A 23,851-nucleotide genomic window follows, 5' to 3' on the forward strand; every position below is an offset into this window, starting at 1 on the left:
TTTGAATACAGCGAATGATACGGCAGCACAACAGCGTAATCCTGGCGTGAGTGGCATGAGCCTGTACGTGCCCCAGCCTCGCGTCCCGCTGCAGGACTGGTGCGCGTGGACGGGCAACTCCTGGGATAAAGTGCAGGCCGTGGTCGGGCGCAGCTTCCGCCGACCGGCGCCTTATGAAGACGCTTACACCATGGCGGCGACCGCCGTGCTGCGTCTGATTCGTCACTACAACGTCGATCCGCGCAATATCGGCCAGCTCGCGCTCGGCACCGAAAGCAGCAAGGACAATTCCGCTGGCGCCGTGATCGTGCGTGGCATGGTCGATCGCGAGCTGGAGCGCCTGGGGCTGCCGCGTCTTGCCCGTCAGCTTGAAGTCCCCGAATTCAAGCATGCCTGCCTCGGCGGCGTGTACGCGCTGAAGAGCGCGCTGCGCTACGTCGCCTTCGACGCTAAGGGCAAGCAAGCCATCGTGGTGTGCAGCGACATCGCCGAATACGAACGCGGCTCCAGCGGCGAGCAGACTCAGGGCGCCGGTGCGGTAGCCATGCTGGTCGAGGCCCATCCGAAGCTGTTCGAAGTGGACTTGGCGCACTCGGGCAGTGCCTCGGATTACCGAGGTCCGGATTTCCGCAAGCCGTTTGCCCGCCATTTCGACCAGGACTATGGCCAGCGCAGCAAACGTGCGCATGATTTCCCCGTGTTCAGCGGCAAGTACTCCACGTTTGCCTACCTCGACGAAACCGGTCAGGCGGTGGATGCGATGCTGGAGCGCCTTGGCGTTTCCGACGCGGATTTTCTCGCTGGTGCGGACGGTCTGTTCTTCCATCGCCCCTACCACATGATGCCGCTGCAGGCGCTGGCGTTTATTTACGCCCGCGCACTGGCCCGCTCGCCGCAACCGAATGCCGAATTTCAGGCGCTGTGCGAACAGGTTGGCGTCTCGGCAGAAGGCGTAGTGGAGGAATGCCGCAACAAGCCCGATCTGTTCGGCGAGTTCGTGCGCCTGGGCGGCGGCGCCGATGCCGCACAGGAACCGCATCCGCTCACCACCCAGCTATCTGGCGTGGTGCGCAAGAGCCCTAAGTTCCAGAAGCTGCTGGCCGAGCGCGTTAACCTTGGCACCGACTGGGCGATGGAGTTGGGCAACCTGTACACCGCCGCGCTGCCGGCATGGATTGCCGCCGGCCTTGAGCAAGCATTGGAACACAACGTGGAGCTGTCGAACGCCAAGCTCTATGCGATCGGCTACGGCAGCGGCGATGCTTCCGAAGCGATTCCGCTGAAGGTGGTGCCAGAGTGGCGTGAAGCAGCCGGCAAGATCGGCTTCCGCAAGGCACTAGCCATAGCTTCCGACCTGTCGCAGCAGCAATACGAAGCGCTGCACGACGGCAAGCATGCGGAGCTGAGCTGCCCACCACGGGATCAATTCAAGATTGCGCGTACCGGCAACACGTACGAAACCACGTTCCAGGACCTTGGCGTGGATTACTACGAGTTTGTGCCCTGATTTTAGAGAGGATGCACGCCGCTCAGCCGCTACAATGTTCTAGATGGATGTCTCCCACCTGATCGACTCGCTCAACGATGCGCAGCGCGAAGCCGTCTGCGCACCACCCGGCCACTATCTAGTCCTCGCTGGCGCCGGTTCCGGCAAGACGCGCGTGCTCACTCATCGCATCGGCTGGCTCAGCCAGGTCGACCGCGTGCCACCATGGGCCATTATCGCGGTGACCTTCACTAACAAGGCGGCCGGCGAGATGCGTACGCGCCTGGACAACCTGATTCCTGGCGGCGCACAGGGCCTCACCGTAGGCACGTTCCACGGCATCGCCCACCGCCTGCTGCGCCGTCACTGGCGCGAAGCAGGTTTGCCGGAAAGCTTCCAGATCCTGGATGCCGACGACCAGCAACGCCTGATCAAGCGCGTCATGGCCGGTCTCGGCCTGGACGAAGCACGGTTCCCGCCACGCCAGGCCACCTGGCAGATCAATAGCTGGAAGGACGAAGGCAAGCGCGCCGAGAACATCGAACACGGCCAGCATCCGGTCACCCGCACCCTCGTGCAAATCTACCAAGCTTACGAAGATGCTTGCCGTCGTGCGGGCCTGGTCGATTTTGCCGAACTGCTGCTGCGCGCACATGAGCTCTGGCTCAAGCAACCCGCCATTCTGGAGCATTACCAGCAACGCTGGCGCCATCTGTTGATCGACGAATTCCAGGATACCAACGCGCTGCAATATGCGTGGATTCGCGTACTGGCCGGACAGACCGGGCAAGTCTTCGTGGTCGGCGACGACGACCAGTCGATCTACGGCTGGCGCGGCGCCAAAGTGGAAAACGTGCAGCAATTCCTGCGCGATTTCCCCGGTGCCCGCACGATCAAGCTGGAACAGAACTACCGCTCCACCTCCAACATCCTCAAAGCCGCCAACAGCGTAATCCAGCGCAACGGCAACCGTCTCGGCAAACAATTGTGGACGGCTGGCGAGGAAGGCGCGCGTATCGCCGTCTACGCGGCCTACAACGAACAGGATGAAGCACGCTTCGTGATCGAGCGTATTCGCGAATATATCGCCGAGCATGGCGACGCGAAGGATTGCGCGATTCTTTATCGCTCCAATGCGCAGTCGCGCAATTTCGAAGAACAGCTTATCCAGCACGATATTCCCTATCGCGTGTACGGTGGCTTGCGTTTTTTCGAGCGAGCTGAAATCAAAGATGCGCTTTCCTATCTGCGCCTTACCGCCAATCGACACGACGATGCCGCGTTCGAACGCGCGGTGAATACGCCGCCACGTGGCATTGGCGATCGTACCCTGGATGTGTTGCGCCGATGTGCGCGCGGCGAAGGTGTGTCCATGTGGGACGCTGCATTGAACGAGCTTTCCACCGGCAACGAACTAGCTGGACGCGCCAAGAATGCCGTGAAAAGCTTTCTTGGCATGATCGATGAAATGGCGCGCGTTTTTTCGCCCTCTCCCCTCCGGGGCACGCGGGAAGAGGAGAGGGTTTCAGAAGTTCTGCCGTTGGCCGAACAAATCGACCACGCCATCGTCCAATCCAGCCTGCGCGACTTCTACGAAAAAGACAGCCGCGGCAATGCCGAATCGCGGGTGGAAAACCTGGATGAACTGGTCAATGTCGCCACTCGTTTCGAGATGACGCCGGACGATGTCGATGCCGGCCTCAGCGAACTCTCCGCCTTTCTCTCGCATGCAGCGTTGGAAGCCGGCGAAGGCCAGGGTGAATCCTGGGACAACTGCGTGCAATTGATGACGCTGCACTCGGCCAAGGGCCTGGAATTCCCGCTGGTCTTTCTCGTCGGCGTAGAAGAAGGCCTGTTCCCCAGCCAGCGCTCGGTGGAAGACGAAGGCCGCCTGGAAGAAGAACGCCGCCTCGCCTACGTGGGCATCACGCGCGCACGCGAACGGCTGGTGATCACGCATGCCGAATCGCGTCGCATGCACGGTGCGGAAATGCTTGCCCGCCCCTCGCGCTTTCTCGGCGAAATTCCGCCATCACTGGTCGATGAAGTGCGCCCACGCGTACACATCAGCCGTCCGTTGTACGCTGGACGCTTCGCCGAGCCAGCACCTTCGCTGAAAGAAGACCTGTCGGTAAAACTCGGGCAGCGCGTCAACCATCCGAGCTTTGGCGAAGGTGTCGTAGTTAGCGCGGAAGGCAGCGGTGCGCATACGCGTTTGCAGGTCAATTTCAAAATAGCCGGCAGCAAATGGCTGGTCGCCGCCTACGCCAACCTCACACCGTTATAAATGATGCGACACGATGAGCGAAAAAGCAGTTTTTTCGTGCGGGAACACTCGCCATCTGGCGATCAGGCTGCGACGGCTTCTTGCTCTTCCACGGGCAGACGGATCAGGTAATCGAACGCACTCAGTGATGCCTTCGCACCTTCGCCCATCGCAATCACGATCTGTTTGTACGGCACGATCGTGACGTCACCAGCGGCGAATACGCCCGGCACCGACGTTTCGCCACGCGCATCCACATCGATCTCGCCACGCGACGACAGTTTTACCGTGCCCTTCAGCCATTCGGTGTTCGGCAACAAGCCGATCTGCACGAAGACGCCTTCCAGCTCCACGCGATGGTCTTGGTTGCTGGTGCGATCGGTGTAGACCAGGCTGGTCACTTTCTGGCCGTCGCCCGACACTTCGGTGGTTTGCGCGCTGATGATGATGTTGACGTTGGGCAGGCTGCGCAGCTTGCGCTGGAGCACCTCATCCGCACGCAGTTTGCTGTCGAATTCCAGCAAGGTGACGTGGCCCACGATACCGGCAAGGTCGATCGCCGCTTCCACCCCGGAGTTGCCACCGCCAATCACTGCCACACGCTTGCCCTTGAACAGCGGACCGTCGCAGTGCGGGCAATAGGTGACACCCTTGTTGCGGTATTCCTGCTCGCCCGGCACGTTCATGTTGCGCCAGCGCGCACCGGTGGAAAGGATCACCGATTTCGCCTTGAGCGAGGCGCCGTTGGCCAACTTCACTTCGATCAGCCCGCCTTCTTCGGCTGCTGGAATCAACCGCTCGGCACACTGCAGGTTCATCACGTCCACATCGTATTCGTGCACGTGCTGTTCCAGTGCCGTCGCCAGCTTCGGACCTTCGGTATACGGCACCGAGATGAAGTTTTCGATCGCCATGGTGTCCAGCACCTGGCCACCGAAACGCTCCGCCGCCACGCCCGTGCGGATGCCCTTGCGTGCGGCATAGATGGCTGCCGCGGCGCCCGCCGGACCACCGCCGATCACCAGCACATCGAACGCGGCCTTGGTCTTGATCTTCTCGGCAGCGCGCTGGGCGGCACCGCTATCAAGGCGGGCAGCGATCTGTTCGATCGACATGCGGCCCTGGTCGAACGGCTCGCCGTTGAGGAACACGGTCGGCACGGACATCACCTGACGTCGGTCCACTTCGTCCTGAAACAGCGCGCCATCAATCGCCACGTGCTTGATGTTGGGATTGAGCACGCTCATCAAATTCAGCGCCTGCACGGTATCCGGACAGCTATGACAGGACAACGACATGAAGGTTTCGAACACATATTCGCCTTCAAGGATGCGCACCTGCTCGATCACTTCGTCCGACACCTTGGGTGGATGACCGCCAACCTGCAGCAGCGCCAATACCAGCGAAGTGAATTCGTGACCCATCGGGATGCCGGCAAAGCGCACGCCGACATCCGTGCCGCTGCGGTTGATCGCGAATGACGGCTTGCGCGCGTCGTTACCGTTGAGGCTCAGCGAGATGCGATCGGACAACGCTTCGATATCCTGCAGCAGCGCGCGCAGTTCTTGCGACTTGGCGCCATCGTCGAGGGAGGCCACCAGCTCGATCGGATGAACCACTTTCTCCAGGTAAGCCTTGAGCTGGGTTTTCAGGTCGTTATCCAACATGGGTGACATCTCCTTGGCATTTTTTAGGGTGAGCGCCACCGCATCCGCCAGGGCGAATGGGACGACAACTCAGGGATAAGGTGGGCCTGCCAAGTTGAACAGGCCCAAGCGGTTCCGCAGGGGATAGAACCGCAAAGCGAAGCAAAACTTAGATCTTGCCGACCAGTTCGAGCGACGGCTTCAGGGTGCTGGCGCCTTCCTTCCACTTGGCCGGGCACACTTCACCCGGGTGGGAGGCGACGTACTGCGCAGCCTTCACCTTGCGCAGCAGTTCGCTGGCGTCACGGCCGATGCCGTTGTCGTGGATTTCGCACAGCTTGATCTGGCCTTCCGGATTAATCACGAAGGTGCCGCGCAGGGCCAGGCCTTCTTCTTCAATCATCACCTCGAAGTTACGGGTGATAGCACCGGTGGGATCGCCGACCAGCGGGTACTTGACCTTGCCGATCGCGTCAGAGGTGTCGTGCCACGCTTTATGCGAGAAGTGCGTGTCGGTCGAGACACCGTAGATCTCCACACCCAGCTTCTGGAATGCGGCGTAATGATCGGCGAGATCTTCCAGCTCGGTCGGACAGACGAAGGTGAAATCAGCCGGATAGAAAACCACCACCGACCACTTGCCTTTCAATGTGGCTTCGGTGATTTCGATGAACTTCCCGTTCTTGTAAGCAGTGGCTTTGAACGGTTTGATTTCGGTGTTGATCAGCGACATCTATATCTTCCGCATGGTTGTGGATGAAGTCGCAAAGACTAGAGACTTTAGGGCGAAAGAGCTAATTGATTGTCGAGATAGGTTTGATAAATGCCATCTATGGGATGAGCTGGCATTATGCATACATCAGGGTGGGGTTCGCGCCACGTTGGCGTTGCGATCATGCCTATTTCAGCGACAGTGCACTTTCCCATTGGACGTGAGCCCCCGCTTCGGCCTTGCGCCACCAGCGTTCACCCGTATGCGGCGACGCGAGATCCAGACACTCGCCCATGCGCGGCGTGGCCAGCGGTATGTCGCACTCGGCCGCCAGGGCAAGAACACGCTCGAACGGCTCCTGCCAGGGATGCATGGCTAGGTCGAACGTGCCGTTGTGCACCGGCATCAACCAGCGTCCGCGCAGATCGAGATGAGCCTGCACGGTCTGTTCCGGCTGCATATGCACATAGGGCCATTGCGCGTCATAGGCCCCGGTTTCCATCAACGTGACGTCGAACGGCCCCAGACGTTCACCGATAGTCTTGAAACCGTCGAAATAGCCGGTGTCGCCACTAAAGAACAAGCGCAGGTCGTCATCGACGATGACCCACGATGCCCACAGCGTGAGGTTGTGGTCGAAAAGAGTGCGCCCGGAAAAGTGCTGGGCGGGCGTGGCGGTTAGGTGCAGTCCGTCGATCTCCACGCTTTGCCACCAGTCGAATTGCTGCACTTTGGCGGCCGGCACGCCCCATTCGATCAACCGATCGCCTACACCCAGCGGCGTCAAGAAAAGCTCGGTAGTGCTGGCCAGGTACTGGATGGCCTGGCGATCGAGATGATCATAATGATCGTGCGACAGGATGACGCCACGGATCGGCGGCAGGTCGCGAAGGGCAATCGGTGGTTGATGAAAGCGCTTTGGCCCCATCCACTGGAACGGGGACGCGCGTTCGGCAAACACCGGATCGGTTAGCCACCAACTTCCGCGCAGCTTGATCAGCATGGTGGAGTGGCCCAGCCGGAACAGGCTGCGATTCGGTGCTGCATCCAGTTGTACGCGACTGACAGCCTGCACGGGCACTAGGCCATTCGGCACCGTACCGGCAGGCTTATTAAAGAATGCGTTCCAGATAATCCGCAGGTTTTTGCCAAGGCTCTGGGCCGGACGTGGCGCCGGGTTCTGAAAATGGCCGTCGCGACGCTGCGGCGATCTCTGGTACTTGTCGGCCATTGCAGACCGGGGCGGTTTGGAAGAGCGGACAACCATGACAGGCTCCCAGGCCGGATCACGGCCAGCATTGATATAATGCACAGTATAGTTTTTCCTATAAAAGTAAACCAAAACGCGCACACGACCGGCTTGTATGCTTTGGTCACGAAACATCCCACCCACTGCCTGCCGTACAAGCGGCGAGCCGGACGATGGCAACGAGGTAGACGACATGCACAGCGATGTCCTCATCACAGGCGCCGGCCCTACCGGCCTGGTGCTGGCCTTGTGGCTGACCCGGCTTGGCGTGAAGGTGCATATCATCGACAAGACATCCGCGCCCGGTACCACCTCGCGTGCACTGGCGGTGCAGGCGCGGACGCTGGAGCTTTACCGGCAGCTCGATCTGTCCGATGCGGTGATTGAAAGAGGGCATCAGGTACCGGCGATCAACCTTTGGGTCAAAGGTGAAAAGACGACACGATTGGCGATCGAAACCATCGGTTCGGATCTCACGCCATATCCGTTCCTGCAGATTTTTCCGCAGGACCAGCATGAGATGCTGCTGGTCGAGCGGCTGGAAAAACTCGGCGTAACGGTCCAGCGGCAAACGGAACTGCTCGGCTTCGATGATAGCGGCGAGTGCGTGCTGGCCCGCCTGAAGGGCCCGGACGGCAGCGAACAAAGCTGGGAAACCAGCTATATCGCGGGCTGCGATGGCGCCCGTTCGCGGGTGCGTGAAGTGATCGGCACGGGATTCCCCGGCGGAACCTACCGACAGGTTTTTTATGTCGCGGATGTCGAAGCGGTAGGGCCTTCGATGAATGGCGAATTGAATATCGACCTCGATGAATCGGATTTCCTCGCCGTCTTTCCACTGGCCGCAACAGGCCAGGCAAGGTTGATCGGAACCGTGCGCGACGAACGCGATGAACACTTGGAAACGCTCAAGTTCGAGGATGTCAGCCATCGCGCGATGGAACACCTGAAAGTGAAGGTGAACACGGTGCATGGGTTTTCCACCTACCGTGTGCACTATCGCGTCACCGAGCATTTCCGCAAGGGCCGCGCGTTTCTGCTTGGCGATGCGGCGCATATCCACAGTCCCGCTGGCGGCCAGGGTATGAACACCGGCATTGGCGATGCGATCAACCTGGCCTGGAAGCTGGCCAGCGTATTGAAGGGTTGCGCGACGGACAACCTGCTCGACAGTTACGAAGCCGAACGCATCGGCTTCGCGCGCAAACTGGTGGATACAACCGATCGCGTTTTCAGTTTTGTCACTGCCGAAGGCCGGATTGCCGATCTCATACGTACGCGCATTGCACCGAGGCTGATCCCCACCGTCGCGCGCTTTGACGCCGCGCGCGAGTTTCTGTTTCGTACCGTGTCGCAGATCACCTTGAACTATCGCGGCAGCCCGTTGAGCCAAGGGATGTCCGGTCACGTCCATGCGGGCGATCGCCTGCCGTGGGCCGTAGCGGGCTATAAGGATAATTTTGCCAGCCTGTCGCACATGGATTGGCAGGTGCATGTGTACGGTACGGCACAGCCGGAGTTGATCGACTGCTGCAAGACGCTTGGATTGATGCTGACTGTATTTGATTGGCAACGCGAGTACGAAACGGCTGGACTGACGCAAAATGTGGTTTACCTGTTGCGGCCGGATACGTATGTCGGCATGGTGGATCAGACTGGCAACGGGGAGATATTGGATCATTACTTTGCGTCGCGCGGGTTGGCGCCACTGCAGCGGATATGGTCGTGATGTGCCAGAAAAAACCCTCCATGCTGCTCGCCGGCATCGGCGCCCTGGGGGTGGTGTTCGGAGATATCGGCACCAGCCCGCTGTATACCTTCAAAACCGTGCTGGACATGACCGGTGGCGACAACGCGCACACCATCTACGGCGTGATTTCTCTGTTGATCTGGACGCTGATCGTGGTGACCACGATCAAATACGCCGGCTTCGCCATGCGTATCGACAACGACGGCGAAGGCGGCATCCTGGCCCTGATGGCCTTGCTGGGAGTGAAGCGGAACAAGCGTCCGCTGATCGTGGCAGCGGGATTGTTCGGCGCGGCGTTGATCTATGGCGATGGTGCGATTACCCCGGCGATTTCGGTGCTTTCCGCGCTGGAAGGCCTGAATATCGTGAAGCCCGCACTACAGCACTATGTGTTGCCGCTGACAGTGCTGATCCTACTGGCTTTGTTCGCGTTCCAGTCGCAAGGAACGGCCAGGATCGGACGAGCGTTCGGGCCGATCATGGCGGTGTGGTTCATCACCATGGCGATCCTCGGCATCTGGGGCATCGTGCAGCATCCGGCCATTCTCGGGGCACTGAATCCCTACTACGGCCTCGCTTACCTGCTGCACAGCGGTGGCACCGGTTTTCTGGTGCTGGGCGGCGTTTTCCTGTGCGTGACAGGCGCGGAAGCGCTGTATGCCGACATGGGGCATTTCGGTGCGGGCCCGATCAAGCTGGCTTGGTCCGGGCTGGTTTTTCCAAGCCTGGTGCTGAACTACGCCGGCCAGGGGGCGATCGTGCTGGCGGGTGCGCCAACCACCGGCAATATTTTCTATCGCCTATGTCCGGCATCGCTCACCTTGCCGCTGGTGATTCTGTCAACAATCGCCACCATCATCGCCAGTCAATCCATCATTACCGGCGCCTTTTCGATGACGCGGCAGGCCATCCAGCTCGGCTGGATGCCGCGACTGAAAGTGTCGCAAACCTCCGAAGAGGGTTACGGCCAGATCTATGTTGGCGCGGTGAACTGGCTGTTGATGCTGGTGACGATCGGCCTGGCGCTGGGTTTCCGCAAATCCGACAACCTCGCCGCCGCTTACGGTATTGCCGTGTCGGCCACCATGCTGATGACCACGATGTTGCTGTTTATCGCCATGCGCGAGATCTGGAAGTGGCGCTTGGCGGCAAGCGCGATAGTGGCCGGTCTGTTCTTCGTGGTGGATGCCTCGTTCTTTGCCTCGAACATGACGAAGCTGCTCGATGGCGGCTATGTACCTTTGCTGCTGGCCTTGCTGGTGTATGGCGTGATGTACGTGTGGCATCGCGGGATCGTCGCGTTGGCCATGCGGCTGACCGAAGATCCGGTGCCCGTTGACACCTTCCTCGACGAGCTTACCCAGACCGGCGTGGCACGCGTGCCAGGCACGGCGGTGTTTCTGACCCGCGCCCAAGCGACCACTCCGCCGGTGATGCAGTTGTACGTCAAACACACCTTGGCCTTGCACAAACGCGTGCTGGCCGTGACGCTGGATATCGCATCCACACCTTACATCGCGGCGAGGGATCGATTAGCCCTGTCGGAAATCGGTCCCAACTTCTGGTCGATCACCGCCCGCTACGGTTTCATGGAACGGCCGGACATGCCTGCATTGATGGCGCAGATCGCCACGCACGGGTGCCCGATTGATCCGAAGAAGCTCACCTATTTCATCGGCATGGAAAAAATCGTGGCGCGCGAGGGGCCGCATCGCGTGCCGCGACTGATACGCGCGATTTTCACCGTGATGCTGCGCAACTGTACGCGGGTGACGGATTATCTGCGTATTCCAGCCCATCAGGTGGTGGATATTGGCAGGCAGGTTTCGATTTGAACTGCTTCATCGCCATTGGCCGGCTTCGCTGTTGAAAAGCGCTTCGGCGAAGACCCGCTGCTTTGCGCTCGTCATCCCAGCTTTCATTGGGATGACGGTGTCGCAGGAATTAGGAGAGCGGCGGAGAATCTGCGCACCCTTGCGTGTGCTGCCGCTGACATTGCCCAGCACTTCACGCATGATGCGTCTCCTTCCATATCGATGATCGTGAGCTACTATCGCGCGATGAACCGTTTCCTCTCCCCTTCGGGACATGGGGAGAGGGAGTAATCGCGCCCGTCCTCAGGTAGCACACAACGGCGCCACGAATCCCTTGGACAACCTGCGGCGGGGTACTCTCAGACATGAGCCTGTTGTACGACCTGTCAGCCCATGCCGTGCGCCGCATCTATGACGCACGCATCAATACCCCTCCGGTACTCGATACCAGCACTTACTTTCCCCAGGCCGCCAGATTTGCCGCCGGATGGTCTTCGATTCGCGATGAAGCGCTTGCCGTGGCGGCGCAACGCATGCAGACCATTCCGCGCTTCCATGAAATCATGCCGGCGCAAGCTTCGCTCTCCGCCCATGACGGCAGGGACTGGCGGCTTTTCATATTGAAGGTTTACGGTACGGAGGTCGAGCGCAACATGGCGGCTTGCCCAACGCTGGCGCAGCTTGTTTCGTCATCGCCGGATGTGCTGTCGGCAAGTCTTTCTTTCCTTGCTCCGCGCAAACATATTCCATGTCATCGTGGTCCGTTCCGCGGGGTGCTGCGTTTCCAGCTTGGTCTTGCCGTACCGATCGACACGGAAGGCCGCCCGGCGGCGGTGCTGTCGCTCAACGATGAAGAACACCGCATTGGCAGTGGTCAGCACCTGCTGTGGGACGATACCTATCCGCACGAGGTATGGAACAACAGCGACGAATTGCGTGTCGCCTTGCTGCTGGATGTGCGCCGGCGCCATATGCCGATGGATATGCAGTTGCTCTCGAGCGCCCTGATTGCCTCGGTGGGCATGGTCGCGCGCTTACGTGGCATGGCTTGAGCGAGCTTGCACAAGGGGCAAAGAGCGCAATGGTCATGGTCTTTTCCCTCCGATTAGACCGCGAAGACAACGGCAACGCGCCCGGCAGAAGCCGCACGTCGAGCCGGGCCGACAACGATTTGCACGTCACGGCCTAGCCGCGCGAGGCAATCAAGCATCTTCGTTTCACTGATGCCGCGAAACTGGCCGCGCAGCATCTTGGATAGCTTCGGCTGAGGGATGCCGAGAACATCAGCGGCTTGCTGCTGACTCCACTTCCGGCCCTTGATGATCTCGCCAATCTTGCTGGCAAGTTGGGCCTTCACAAGCATTTCTTCGGCATCAACCATGCCCAGATCGGCATAGACGTTGCCCGTGCTTTCTTCGATCTTGGTCATTTGGACTCTCCTTTGGCATGCGCTTCCGCCGCCTTCAATCATTCCCGAATCAAATCCATGTCCGGCTTCGGCGTGGCTATGCCATGCGTCGATTTCTTCTGAAAGCAATGCAGGACATAAACCGCGTCGACCAACTTGACGGTGTAGACGGCGCGGAACGTACCGCCGCCGGAGTCTTCAACCACCTCAAGGACACTTGCCGAGCCGAACCCCTTCAATGGTTTCGTCTGTTCGTACTTCTTGCCAACCTGCGCCAGATGCAGCGCATAGCCGAAAGTGTCTTGCACCTCTTCCGGCATCGCCACCAAGTCTTTCTTGGCTGACCCGATCCAGAACAACTTCTTCATTTGTGGATCCATCAGCACACTATACCCAAATGGGTCTAACAAGACAATCCGCTAAACGTTCGTTTCGCAGGCAGGCATACACCTTGATATATGCGCCGCATTGGCATGTCCTGCGATATATGCCAACGCCTTCATCGGAGAAGAATCGTGAGTCACGTTGCCAAGCTGTTTATCAATGGCCGCAGCCAAGCCGTCCGCTTGCCTGCCGCCTACCGCTTTACCGAGAAAGAGGTTTTCATTCGCCAAGACCCGGAAATCGGTGACGTCATCCTGTCGCGGAAGCCTGCAACGTGGGAGGATTTTTTCGCAGCACTCAAGGGTGCAGACGTGCCGACTCATTTTTTGGATGCAGCCGAGCGCAATCAGGGCACGCAGGATCGTGATCCTTTTGCGGGATGGCAGGAATGAAACGCATCGATCCGTAGCAGCGCAGCCCGATTGACGCAGTACAGCTTTGGCATATACAATATGGCATATACATTGGAGAGCAATACCATGCCTATCTTATCGACGCCATCCAGACCCAAGGAGGCCAAGCTGTTTCGCAACAACCGCAGCCAGGCGGTGCGGATTCCTGTGGAGTTCGAGTTGCCGGGGGATCGTGTGCTGATCCATCGCGAAGGCAGCAAACTCATCATCGAACCAGTGACTCGGCCAACGAACATCATCGAACTGCTGGCCGAGTGGAGGAAAGAAGCGCCGCTTGGGCCAGAAGATCAGTTCCCGGCCATTGAGGACATGCCCGCCAAGCCAGAGGACATATTTTGAGCGGATATCTGCTGGACACGAACATCATCAGCGATGTGATCCGCAGCCCGAATGGACTTGCTGCACGCCACATTGAGCAGGTCGGACCGAAGGAGATTTTCACCAGCATCATTGTCGCAGCCGAACTGCGCTATGGCTGCGCAAAGAAGGGCTCGCCCAAGTTGCTCACCAAAGTGGAGGGCATCCTTGAAACGATCCCGGTGCTACCGCTGGATATTCCGGCTGACGCTGAATATGGCGGCATCCGCGCCGAACTGGAAGCGGCTGGCCAGCCTATCGGCATGAACGACCTGCTGATCGCCGCACACACCTATGCGCTTGGCCTCACGCTAGTAACGGACAACACGCGCGAATTCAACCGCATCCGTGGCCTCAACGTAGAGAACTGGCTGGAAAGATAGCCGGCCCCTCTTGTAAGAAAGACGGGGAAAGACTGAGACCCAACGTTCGGCTATTTCTTCATCCGACCAGTCGTTGACGACCTGCGGGTCAGCATGTGCAACACAACGTGCACGTGATTGCTCATGACCGCATAGGCATACAGCCCCACTGCGAAACACTCCGCCAGCGCCATCCATCGTTCTTCCACCCAAGCCTTTCGGTGCTCGTAGGAGCGTCCGCTATACGCATCTTCGCCACACAGAAAGGCGCGGCGCACGCAGCGGGAAACGCAGTGGAAGAAGCCGGCGGCTTGCGGATTGACGATGTGATGGCGGGGATAGGTCATGGGGCCAAGTTAGCCCCCATGGCCGTCCGCCCACATTAGTCGATGATGCCTTTGCTTGCCGGCGAAGGAGTATTTCATGGGTGTCCCAAATCAACCTTTGGGTGTCCCAAATCACTCTACAAATCACTCGAATAAACCCTTCTCCTTTTCTGAACTCTCGGTGGCGCCCCTTCTATAAGATTTATGCCCTTCTTATTCTCAGTCACAGTCAAATTAGCTCCTTCGCCACTTTCGTTCCCAATCTTGTCACCTTTCAGGTTTTTTTCTTGGGTGTCCTCATTCGCGTTCCCCCAAGTGTTTCCATTAATGTCAAAATCCATTGATTTTGATTTAAATAAATTATCTAAACATATATCGCTGATAAGAGTCTGATCGTTCAAAAATGAGGGCTCAACGTAGCTAGTATCCGAATAAAAGAGATCTTCAGTAGAAGCAGTGTTAGTAGCGATGCTCTGGTCGTCCATATCTACCGTGGTTACATCACTATCCTGGCCGTCGTTATTCGTTCCATCGGTCTTGCGGTTGATAAGTACTTTTTCGCTAGATTCAGATGAATCGGCTTCGCTTTCGCTGCTTTCGCTTTTGCTGACCGAGATCTCAGACTGGCTGGATTCGCTTGTCGAGGGAGGCAATTGGATAACTCCGGCTTCTTCGTACGACGTAGTGTTTGACTGATGGCACAAGCCCGAAGTGTTCGATTGATTCGCAGCGTCTTGTTGTTGCGTGTTGCTAGGAACTGTTCCATTAACCGGTAGTGTCTGCTGAGATCCATCCGTCGAGGAAGGAACATTCGATCCGTTATCCACCGCAACCAGATTAGGACGACGCCTAAGCTCTTCAATTTGACGGTCACGCTCTTCAATTTGACGCTTTAGATCGTTTATTGAGTTATTCAAATTCGTAAGCTGATTTTGCCATGGCGTTGCGTTGAAATGGTTGGATGCCTCGTCAGCATGTTCGGTCGCATTCGAGTAATCCGCGAGCAGGACGGCCAGCCCTGCCGCGGCCACCGCCAGCCCTGCCCCGGCCAGCCCTACGGGATTTGTCACTACAACGGCTGTCACAACGACAGCCGCTGCTATGGTTACAACGGTTTTGAGTATCTGGCTGGCCTTGCCTGGTTCGTCGGAACCGAAATGCTGGCTAATCTGCTGCGACAGTTGAGTCAGTTTTGTATCAAGTTGATGGAGTAGATTGCCGCTCTCCGCCGGATTGCCGCTGCCCATCTGGTTAGTGGCTTGGATAGCGGTTTCTTGGAGATCGGACACTGTATGGGTTAAAGCGTGCTGGGCGTTGCTACCCAGGTTTGAGCCGTGGATCGCCTGCTGAGCTTGGCCACCATTAACAGCAATACTCGCGCGCGCTTGAGATGCGGGGTTGCTCGGGCTGCCCATCCCGGTCACAGGAGCACCGTTAGTTGATGCAATGCCGGGTGTGGGTGTGGGTGTGGGTGTGGATAGGTTACCGTGCATTTCCGATTTCAACCATTGATAGAGAAGTTACGAATTCCAGGAAACATATGCATTTTCCCGGGGTTATTTTTGTTGGGGTTATCCCGATTATGGCCGTCATAACTAGTGTAGATATGACAACCATGCAAGCTCGGCGGTAACGCGCGGATCCTCACTTTGCTTGATAGCAGATGCGGTAAGCCCCTCTCCCTCCGGGAGAGGGTGTCGGCAGATGGGTGAGGGTCCGGGCGAAGCGAGCGCTTCAGTTACTGTACATGTCGTTCTCGCACAAGTCTTTGTTTTCGCGCCCTGGCCGCACCCTCACCCCAACCCCTCTCCCGGAGAGAGAGGGGCTCACGCCCTACTCACCCGGCCTGACATCGCAAAAAGATGGGTGTAATCGGATGGGTTAGTGGGTGCACGGTCCGGATGTCGGCGAAGGAGACGGCCCCGTCTGGTAATTGCATACCGTACCATCGGAAAACATGCTGTAGCGCCCCGTTGAGCTGTTGTTTTGATTGGAATAGGGGAAACTGATGATCACCCCATTGCTGTCGCTGAAGGAGGGAATGCCGGCGTAGCTGCCGCCCTTATGGATGGTCGGCACGTCGATGTACTCCTCTTCGGAGCGGCCTTTGGGCCAGTCTGCCGTGACGATACCCATGAATTGCTGGTGACCGTTGTCGGTCGGATCCCTGGCGATGTCCTTTTTGATGGGTTCGTCGTTGTATTCAAAGTAAAGCGCGCCCAGGTTGTGAACATTTTGCGAATGTTTCAGCAGATAGGCCCACTCGTTGTTGTACCAGTTGGGCGAAAACTGTTGGTTGTCGTACTGGCCGGTTTCACCGATCGCAAACGGAATCTGATAGGCCGTCGTCAATGCCTGAATCTGCTGGAAGAGCGTGTCATACGCAGATAGACCGCCGTTACCGTCGTTGCGGTATTCGTTAACCATAAAAACGTCGACGCCTTTGCCCTTGGTATGCTTGCTGTTGCCCAGCAACTCCAGCGCCGGACTGATACCTTGCGGGTTGATAATCCAACTGTTGCTGCCGCCGGAGATATCGTCGTTGTCGGTGTAGCTCACCAGAGCACCCGGGCACTCGCGGCGCACGATGCTGATGGCGGTGTGGATATTGGCGACCGTCTGCGCGTCACTGAGCGGCAATTCGTTGCCTACGTTATAAGCCAGGATCGCGGGATGGAGGGCGCCACTAGGGCAGGTCTCATTCACCAGAGCAGTCACTGTGCCCGGCAGAGTGTCGGGATGGCTGTTGGTATAGGTGGTCAGGGCTGGGAAAATAACGCGAATGCCATGCTGCGACGCTTCATTCAAGAAATCGGTATGCTTTTTGAACTGGCTGGCCTGCACGTCATACAGCCGGATGGTGTTCACACCCAAGCGCTGCATGTCGCCCAGATCGCGATCCCACACTTGGGTCAGGGCGGCGTTGTAAGCCTTATTGTTGACCGTGGTGTCGGTGAGCTTTCCTGCTAGGTCGTTGTCCCCGCATGCGGACTGCCAGTCCCCAGGGCTGTACTCATTGGTTCCGGAGCATAGCCATGCACCGTTTTTGTGTTGCTGCCCTTGCGGCCCCACTGAAGTGAGCCCATTGCCAGGCCAGCCGCGCGTTTCCGGCGCATAGTTCATGCCGCGAATGAAATAAGGCTGGCCGTCGACGGTCAGTTGCAAGGTGTTGGGGTCGATGGCCGGACCCGCCGCATGCGCCGCGGCGATGCTGCCGCCTAGCAGCGAGGAGGTGAGCAGCCATTTCAATGTGTTATTCATCAAGGTTCTTTGGAATGAAAAGGTTATGCGAGGTGAGCCATAGGTTGCCGGCCGCTTCGGGTACCTTGGGTACCTGCGTATGGTGTTGCGGTTGTGGCTATTGTGGGTACTCGGGCATCGCGACCCTATCGGGTGAATACCTGAATAGTCGTTTAGGGTTTGGTCGGCTCGGCCATTCAGGTACCTGATCTTGCCTTTGAATCACAGACACGACTCGTCTCTTGCCTCTCACCCAACAGCAGGGGCACTGTTCTGAACTTAAGCGTCATTCCAACGTATCGTCATCCCAGCGAAAGCTGGGATGACGAGCATGGAATTTCCACCGTTAAGTTCGGAGCATTGATAGCAGGTTGTCTTAGCGGACGGGATGGGGCTTCACCCAGGTTTCGAACAGTTCATCTATGCGGCGATATTCGTCATACCACGAATCCGCATGCTCAAACTCGTGCCGCTCCAGCGGATAGAGTGAAATCCAGAAGTTTTTCTTGTGCAGCTCGACGAAACGCTGGTACAGGCGCAGTGAATCGGCAGCCAGCACGTTGTCGTCGATCAGGCCGTGGTTGATCAGCAACGGATCGCGCAGGTTGCTGGCGTACTCGATCGGCGAGCTGGTTTGGTAGGCTTCCGGATCGATCTGGGGATCGTTGAGGATGCTGGAGGTGTATGGGTCGTTATAGGTGACCCAGTCGGCCGGCGAACGTTGCGCCGCGCCAGCGGCGAATTCGCCCGGTGCGCGCAGCAAGGCCATTTCGGTCATGAAGCCACCATAGCTGCCGCCGTAGATGCCTACGCGTTTGGGATCCACGCCGTGGTTCTTTACCAGCCAAGCTTTGCCGTCAAGCAGATCTTCCAGTTCGGGATGGCCCATCTGACGGTAGATCGCGGTACGCCATGCGCTGCCGTAGCCTTCGGAAGCGCGGTAATCCATATCAAGCACGACGTAGCCTTGCTGCACCAACCGATTGTTGAACAATTGTTCGCGCTGGTAATACGAGGCCGATTCGCTCACATCCTGCAGGTAGCCGGCACCATGCACAAAAATCACCGCAGGGCGCGAAGCGGCTGCATCGGTTTCATGGGCGGGGCCGTAGTACTTCGCATAGATCACGCCCGCACCGTGCGAGGACGGTACCTCGACGATCTTCGGCTGAATCCAGGCATGTGCCGTGAAGCCAGGCTTCATGGTGTGGGTGAGTTCGCGCGGCGTACCACCTTGGGCACTCTGCACGGCAAGCTGCGGCAGCACATACGCCGAGGAATGAAGCACGGCAAGCTGCCCGTCATCGGGCGACAGGGCGAATTGATCCATGCCGCCGTACTGGGTGACGCGGCTCAGGGTGCCGCCGTTCGACGGTATGCGATACATATCGTAGCTGTATGGCGCGACCTGGTTAGTGCGCAGGTAGAACCATTTACCGTCGTTGGAAAGCTGGGGTTGGCTGACTTCGAACTGGCCGGTGGTGAGTGCCTTCGCCGATCCGTCGACGGGCTTGGTGTAGAGCTGCGAGTAGCCGGTTTCCTCGCTGAGATACCACAGCGTGCGATGGTCCTTGAGCCAACCGACATCGTTGAAGATCCAGTTGATCCAGGCATCGTTATGCAGGCGGTGCTGCGGCACGAGCGTGTGTTGGGTGAAATCGATGGTTGCGATCCAGCGATCCTTGCTATCGATGGAGAGGAATTCCAGTGCGGCGTTGCGCCCGTCGTCACTCCAGGCGATGCCAGCACTGCCACTGTCCATGCTGTACAGGGTCACCGGACGGACGTCGGGTGCTTTCAGCGCCTTGGCTTCGTCGTCCTTGCCGGCCTTTTCCAGCGCAGCGACGGTTTTGGCGCGGATGGCTTTGAGTGGATCATCCTTGATGCCCGGCAAGTTGTCGGTGGAAAGCGGGTACTGCTTGTGCGCAGACAAGTCGAGCAGCCGTACCGACTGCGGCGCCGGATCGTTGCGGCCCACGTAGGTGCGTGCGTCTTCGGTTTCGGTGTAGCCGGAATCGGTGACGTAATGAATGACGTAGGGGGCCTTGCCGTTATCGCGGTGCGCAGGCTGAGTGACCACCAGCATCCAGCGGCCATCGGGCGACAACTCGGTGTCCACCGCCTGCACCTTGTCACCGAGATAGAACGGCAGCGGCGCGCGGGTGGGATCGGCCGCAGTCAGTGCTTGCTGAGCGGCGCGCTGGGCGTCCTTGTCGTCTTTGTTTTCGCGCAGCGCCTTGAACCGATCAAGCTGCTGCTGTTCCAGTGCGTCGGGCTTCTTCACCTGCGGATCGTCGGTGAACTTCAGCACCGCCGCGGGTGAGGTGACGCCACTGGCCATATCGTAGACGTACCAGTTGTTACCCTCGCGGAACTGCAGCGAGCGGCCATCGGCGGAAAATTGCGGCGACGATTCTGGCTGCGGACTGCGGGTCACTTGCGTACGCCGGCCGCTTGCCAGGTCCACCAGAAAAACATCGCCATGCAGAATGTAGGCGGCATGCCGGTGTGTGCGGTCATACACCGCCGGACCTTCCGCCTGCGCCATTGCCGACGGATCGAGCTTGGTGTTCTGTCCGCTGGCGGGATCGACGCGATACACGTCGCGTACCGAACTCCCATCGCGCTTGAGGCTGTAATACAGGCTGCGGCCGTCCACACTCCAGTAGGGATTTTCCACCGCGTGGCCCATCCAGTCCGGATGGGCCATGATGGTTTCCAGATCAAGCGGTTGTGCGGTTTCTGCTGCCACGGGCAGTACGGAAAGGGCGATAAGGCCGGCGAGCAGCAGTTGGCGCATGGGATGCTCCTTGATCGAAAACCACCCAGGATAGCCAAGCAGGCGAGCCTGGCAAGCACCAAGGATTTACTTCCGCGTCTTGCACAGTGGCAAAACATCCTATGGGAACGGCTGCTACGATGCGGCTCCGGTTCCTACTGTTGATGCCTCATGAGTTTGCTTCCCACCGTCGAAAACGAAACCGCCGCCAGCCCCACCTACAGCATCATCTGGCTGCATGGCCTGGGCGCCGATGGCTACGATTTCGCCCCGATCGTGCCGGCGCTGGTCTCCCCGCAGTGGCCGGCGGTGCGCTTTGTATTCCCGCACGCGCCGATGCGGCCGGTCACGGTGAACAACGGCATGTCGATGCGGGCTTGGTACGACATCTACGGTTTCGATCTGGTATCGCGCCAGGATGAGGCGGGCACGCGCCAGTCGATCGCCGACGTGGAAGCATTGATCGCCCGCGAACAGGAACGCGGCATACCGAGCGAGCGCATCCTGCTCGCCGGCTTTTCGCAAGGCGGTGCGATTGCGTTGGCCGCCGGCCTGCGTCATCCGCACCAACTGGCGGGCATCATCGCACTGTCCACCTATGTGCCGATGGCCGATTCACTGGCGGCCGAACGCAGTGCCGCCAACGCCTCGATCCCGATTTTCTGGGGACACGGCACATTTGATCCGGCGGTGATCCTGCAGCGTGGCCTCGATTCGCGCACTGCGTTGGAAGCGCTGGGCTATCACGTGGCATGGCACACCTACCCCATGGCGCATGCGGTCTGCCCGGAGGAACTCGCAGACCTCAGCCATTGGATCGGGCAACGGTTCCGCTGAAAGCTGAGCCGGCAGCGGGCATACTTGCACGCATGCCGGGAACTGCCGACAAAGCGCCAGCTCAACCGCACAGTCCGCTGCCGGATTTCTGCAGCCTGCCGGTGATTTCCGCCTTGCTGGTGGTGGGCGCGCTGTGCGTTACGCTGGCGTGGCTGGCCCCGGATAGCACGCATGGCTGGCGCGGCTACAGTGTAGGCATGTTGTTTGTGGAGTGGCTGGGGATGGTCATCGGCGTGGCACTGTGCAAGCTGCGACCGTGGTTGTCGCGTCTGCCTGGCCTGCTGCCTTATGCAGGCGTATGGCTGGTAATGGTGCTGATGGTAACCCTGAGCAGTCTGCTGGCGCAGTGGATGGACCAGATGCTGCAGATGCAATTGCTTGTCTCAGGGTCCCCTGTCTTCGTGCGCAACAACGCCATGATCGCCGCCTTGCTTGGTGCGGCGATGCTGCGTTATTTCTACGTGCTGGCCGAATGGCAGGCGCGGCTCGCCGCCGTTGCACACGCCAAAGTGGAAGCCTTGCAGGCGCGCATCCGCCCGCACTTTCTGTTCAATAGCATGAATACGGTGGCCGCCTTGGTAAAGGTGGATCCGGTGGCCGCCGAGCGCACGGTGGAAAATCTCTCCGAACTGTTCCGCGCTGCACTGGGTCAGCACGATACGCACACCAGTACCTTGGGTGAGGAACTGCAATTGGTTGATCGCTATCTCGCCATCGAGGAGCTGCGTCTTGGTGATCGCTTGCACGTGCGTCGCGAGCTCAACGAATTACCCATGGGTGCTTCGCTACCGCTGCTGCTTTTGCAGCCGCTGGTCGAAAATGCCGTGCGCCATGGCATACAACCGTTGCGCGAAGGTGGCGAAATAGTCCTGCGCGGCAAGCATGGGAACAACACGATGCTGATCGAGATCGACAACCCGCTTGCCGATTGCCCAAGCATCGGCGGCAGCGGTCATGGCCTGAACAATGTACGGCAGCGCGTCGCTTATCATTTCGGCCCTCGGGCACGCGTGGAAGCAGGCCCCAGGGACGGGCGCTTTGTGGTGAGGCTGCATTTACCCGTGGAGGTACGCCATGCGCGTGCTGATCGTCGATGACGAACCGCTTGCACGAGCACGTCTTGCCGCCTTGTTGAAAGAATGCGAAGACGTGGAAGTCGTCGGCAGCATGGCAGACGGCGAAGCCGCGCTGACGGCGCTGTCTGAAATCCGTCCGGACCTGTTGCTGCTGGATATCAACATGCCTGGCCTGGATGGCAAGGCGCTTGCAGCAAAACTGGCCAACCGCGCGCGGCCACAAGTAGTGTTTTGCACCGCTTACGAAGCCCACGCCGTGCAGGCTTTTGATCTGGGCGCCACCGACTACCTGCTCAAGCCCGTGCGGGTGGAACGTTTGCGCGATGCGCTCAAGCGTGTACGTCAACGGCTGGATGCGCAACCGCGCGAACCTACGGGGTGGCTGCACGCCCGCGTGCGTGGCGAACCGGTACGCATGGCGTTGGATGAAGTGGTCTGCTTGTTGGCGGAAGAGAAGTACGTGATCGCGCATCGCCGCGGCGGTCAGCTCTTGTTGGATGAATCGCTGCGGCAACTGGAAGAAACCTATCCGGACCAGTTGATTCGTCTGCATCGCAACTGCCTGGTCCCCGCCTATCGCCTGATCGGCTTGAAGACACTGGCCGATGGACGCGTGCTGGCTCGTCTTGCCGGCACGGATTTCAGCCCGGAAGTGAGCCGGCGCAATCTGCCCACCCTGCGCAAACTGCTACGCATGGGCTAAGGATGCTCCGATGCATCCTGCGCGGGATGCATCGGAGCATCCTTAAGTGCGCGACAATAGAGGCTGACGTCCATTCCCGGAGCCCTCATGACGCCGTCGATCCTGCGCATCGCCACACGCAAAAGTGCACTCGCGCTGTGGCAAGCCGAACATGTGGCAGGACTGTTGCGTGCTGCGCATCCGGGGCTTCATGTGAAGCTGGTGCCGTTATCGACACGCGGCGACGAAATCCTCGACAAGCCGCTCGCCACCCTCGGCGGCAAGGGCCTTTTCCTTAAGGAACTCGAAGTGGCGATGCTGGAAGGCCATGCCGACTTGGCGGTGCATTCGCTGAAAGATGTGCCCGCGGAATTGGAACCAGGTTTTGCCCTGCCGGCGATCCTGCCGCGGGCGGATGCTGCCGATGCCTTTGTGAGTAACGACTACGCGGACTTGATGGCCTTGCCGCATGGTGTGCGCGTCGGCACGTCGTCGTTGCGACGACAGGCGCAACTGCGTGCGATGCGGCCGGACCTGGCACTGCTCGACTTGCGCGGCAATGTCGGCACGCGGCTACAAAAACTCGACGCCGGCCACTATGAAGCCATCCTGCTCGCTTGCGCAGGATTGGAAAGGCTGGGTTTGCACGATCGTATCCGCAGCCGCCTGAGCGCACCTTCATGGTTACCCGCACCGGGCCAGGCGGCTATCGCCATCGAAGCACGCGCCGATCGGGTCCCCGTGCTGAAAGCGCTAGCAGTGCTTGATGACACCGACACGCGGCTGGCCGTTACCGCCGAGCGCGCTATGAACCATGCCTTGGGCGGAAGCTGCACGGTGCCCGTGGGTGCATGGTGCACCGTGACCGAGCGCGGACTGCATTTGCGTGGACTGGTCGGCGAAGTTTCCAGCGGACGCCTGCTGGTTGCCGAAGCGCGCGGTGATAACGATGATGCAGTGAGCCTTGGTAACAAGGTGGCGCAGGCATTGTTTGCGCAGGGCGCCGAGACACTGCTCAAATCCTAACCCCCCGTTTGCGTGGAGGGGCTTTCGCTGCGACGAAA

At 59.1% G+C, this 23,851-nt stretch carries 22 protein-coding genes; 12 read left to right on the forward strand and 10 right to left on the reverse strand.

Features of this window, described 5'->3' with window-relative positions; translation table 11 throughout:
• Position 1: 1 nt before the first annotated feature.
• Positions 2-1,507 carry a hydroxymethylglutaryl-CoA synthase family protein gene (locus EO087_RS11430; RefSeq protein ID WP_205744355.1) on the forward strand — a complete coding sequence of 502 codons (1,506 nt, stop codon included), beginning with the start codon at positions 2-4 and terminating at the stop codon, positions 1,505-1,507.
• 43 nt (positions 1,508-1,550) lie between these two features.
• A complete protein-coding gene (gene uvrD / locus EO087_RS11435) occupies positions 1,551-3,773 on the forward strand; it encodes a DNA helicase II (protein ID WP_128898973.1) in 2,223 nt (740 codons plus the stop codon).
• Positions 3,774-3,835: 62 nt separating this feature from the next.
• On the opposite strand, the gene ahpF is transcribed toward uvrD, so the two are convergent.
• From ahpF to EO087_RS11450, 3 genes are all read right to left on the reverse strand, one after another.
• Positions 3,836-5,419 carry an alkyl hydroperoxide reductase subunit F gene (ahpF, locus tag EO087_RS11440; protein ID WP_128898974.1) on the reverse strand — a complete coding sequence of 528 codons (1,584 nt, stop codon included), beginning with the start codon at positions 5,417-5,419 and terminating at the stop codon, positions 3,836-3,838.
• A 148-nt stretch (positions 5,420-5,567) separates the two neighbouring features.
• Entirely contained in the window at positions 5,568-6,131 is a 564-nt protein-coding gene (gene ahpC, locus EO087_RS11445; protein WP_128898975.1) for an alkyl hydroperoxide reductase subunit C, read from the reverse strand.
• A 166-nt stretch (positions 6,132-6,297) separates the two neighbouring features.
• Complete coding sequence (locus tag EO087_RS11450) at positions 6,298-7,377, reverse strand: MBL fold metallo-hydrolase (RefSeq protein ID WP_128898976.1); 1,080 nt, start codon at positions 7,375-7,377, stop codon at positions 6,298-6,300.
• A gap of 175 nt (positions 7,378-7,552) precedes the next feature.
• On the opposite strand from EO087_RS11450, the gene EO087_RS11455 reads away from it, so the two are divergent.
• Positions 7,553-9,088, forward strand: a complete 1,536-nt coding sequence (locus EO087_RS11455) for an FAD-dependent monooxygenase (protein ID WP_128898977.1) — start codon at positions 7,553-7,555, stop codon at positions 9,086-9,088.
• Positions 9,088-10,944: a KUP/HAK/KT family potassium transporter gene (locus EO087_RS11460; protein WP_240669038.1), complete on the forward strand. Its 1,857-nt coding sequence runs from the start codon at positions 9,088-9,090 to the stop codon at positions 10,942-10,944. Before EO087_RS11455 ends, EO087_RS11460 begins: the two co-directional genes overlap by 1 nt.
• Positions 10,945-10,950: 6 nt before the next feature.
• Here EO087_RS11460 and EO087_RS16270 read toward each other — a convergent pair whose 3' ends face one another.
• On the reverse strand, positions 10,951-11,124 hold the full coding sequence (locus tag EO087_RS16270) for a hypothetical protein (protein WP_164931826.1): 174 nt from the start codon (positions 11,122-11,124) through the stop codon (positions 10,951-10,953).
• A gap of 164 nt (positions 11,125-11,288) precedes the next feature.
• On the opposite strand from EO087_RS16270, the gene EO087_RS11465 reads away from it, so the two are divergent.
• Positions 11,289-11,975: an aspartyl/asparaginyl beta-hydroxylase domain-containing protein gene (locus EO087_RS11465; RefSeq protein WP_128898979.1), complete on the forward strand. Its 687-nt coding sequence runs from the start codon at positions 11,289-11,291 to the stop codon at positions 11,973-11,975.
• Positions 11,976-12,028: 53 nt separating this feature from the next.
• On the opposite strand, the gene EO087_RS11470 is transcribed toward EO087_RS11465, so the two are convergent.
• Positions 12,029-12,352, reverse strand: coding sequence for a helix-turn-helix transcriptional regulator (locus tag EO087_RS11470; protein WP_128898980.1), 324 nt, complete (start codon positions 12,350-12,352; stop codon positions 12,029-12,031).
• 38 nt (positions 12,353-12,390) lie between these two features.
• The gene (locus EO087_RS11475) at positions 12,391-12,711 is read right to left on the reverse strand and encodes a type II toxin-antitoxin system RelE/ParE family toxin (RefSeq protein WP_128899921.1); all 321 of its coding nucleotides are present in this window, start codon (positions 12,709-12,711) and stop codon (positions 12,391-12,393) included.
• 135 nt (positions 12,712-12,846) lie between these two features.
• Here EO087_RS11475 and EO087_RS11480 point away from each other — a divergent pair, with 135 nt between their 5' ends.
• The 3 genes from EO087_RS11480 (at position 12,847) to EO087_RS11490 (ending at position 13,868) form a co-directional block, all read left to right on the forward strand.
• On the forward strand, positions 12,847-13,107 hold the full coding sequence (locus EO087_RS11480; protein ID WP_128898981.1) for an AbrB/MazE/SpoVT family DNA-binding domain-containing protein: 261 nt from the start codon (positions 12,847-12,849) through the stop codon (positions 13,105-13,107).
• Positions 13,108-13,194: 87 nt separating this feature from the next.
• Positions 13,195-13,467 (forward strand): antitoxin, encoded by a 273-nt coding sequence (locus EO087_RS11485; protein WP_128898982.1) that lies wholly within the window; start codon positions 13,195-13,197, stop codon positions 13,465-13,467.
• Positions 13,464-13,868: a type II toxin-antitoxin system VapC family toxin gene (locus EO087_RS11490; RefSeq protein WP_128898983.1), complete on the forward strand. Its 405-nt coding sequence runs from the start codon at positions 13,464-13,466 to the stop codon at positions 13,866-13,868. The genes EO087_RS11485 and EO087_RS11490 overlap by 4 nt, the downstream gene beginning before the upstream one ends.
• A gap of 50 nt (positions 13,869-13,918) precedes the next feature.
• On the opposite strand, the gene EO087_RS11495 is transcribed toward EO087_RS11490, so the two are convergent.
• The 4 genes from EO087_RS11495 to EO087_RS11510 form a co-directional block, all read right to left on the reverse strand.
• Complete coding sequence (locus EO087_RS11495; protein WP_128898984.1) at positions 13,919-14,194, reverse strand: hypothetical protein; 276 nt, start codon at positions 14,192-14,194, stop codon at positions 13,919-13,921.
• 116 nt (positions 14,195-14,310) lie between these two features.
• Positions 14,311-15,666 carry a hypothetical protein gene (locus tag EO087_RS11500; protein ID WP_128898985.1) on the reverse strand — a complete coding sequence of 452 codons (1,356 nt, stop codon included), beginning with the start codon at positions 15,664-15,666 and terminating at the stop codon, positions 14,311-14,313.
• 388 nt (positions 15,667-16,054) lie between these two features.
• Positions 16,055-17,434, reverse strand: coding sequence for a hypothetical protein (locus tag EO087_RS11505; protein WP_128898986.1), 1,380 nt, complete (start codon positions 17,432-17,434; stop codon positions 16,055-16,057).
• 355 nt (positions 17,435-17,789) lie between these two features.
• The gene (locus tag EO087_RS11510; RefSeq protein ID WP_128898987.1) at positions 17,790-20,213 is read right to left on the reverse strand and encodes a prolyl oligopeptidase family serine peptidase; all 2,424 of its coding nucleotides are present in this window, start codon (positions 20,211-20,213) and stop codon (positions 17,790-17,792) included.
• A 150-nt stretch (positions 20,214-20,363) separates the two neighbouring features.
• On the opposite strand from EO087_RS11510, the gene EO087_RS11515 reads away from it, so the two are divergent.
• The 4 genes from EO087_RS11515 (at position 20,364) to hemC (ending at position 23,813) form a co-directional block, all read left to right on the forward strand.
• A complete protein-coding gene (locus tag EO087_RS11515; protein ID WP_128898988.1) occupies positions 20,364-21,029 on the forward strand; it encodes an alpha/beta fold hydrolase in 666 nt (221 codons plus the stop codon).
• Positions 21,030-21,061: 32 nt separating this feature from the next.
• Positions 21,062-22,126 carry a histidine kinase gene (locus EO087_RS11520; RefSeq protein WP_128898989.1) on the forward strand — a complete coding sequence of 355 codons (1,065 nt, stop codon included), beginning with the start codon at positions 21,062-21,064 and terminating at the stop codon, positions 22,124-22,126.
• Positions 22,104-22,808, forward strand: a complete 705-nt coding sequence (locus EO087_RS11525) for a LytTR family DNA-binding domain-containing protein (protein ID WP_128898990.1) — start codon at positions 22,104-22,106, stop codon at positions 22,806-22,808. The genes EO087_RS11520 and EO087_RS11525 overlap by 23 nt, the downstream gene beginning before the upstream one ends.
• An 87-nt stretch (positions 22,809-22,895) precedes the next feature.
• Positions 22,896-23,813 (forward strand): hydroxymethylbilane synthase, encoded by a 918-nt coding sequence (hemC, locus tag EO087_RS11530; protein ID WP_128898991.1) that lies wholly within the window; start codon positions 22,896-22,898, stop codon positions 23,811-23,813.
• The last annotated feature ends 38 nt before the right edge of the window (positions 23,814-23,851 follow it).

The organism is Dyella sp. M7H15-1 (assembly GCF_004114615.1).
In the GTDB taxonomy this organism is placed as follows: domain Bacteria; phylum Pseudomonadota; class Gammaproteobacteria; order Xanthomonadales; family Rhodanobacteraceae; genus Dyella_B.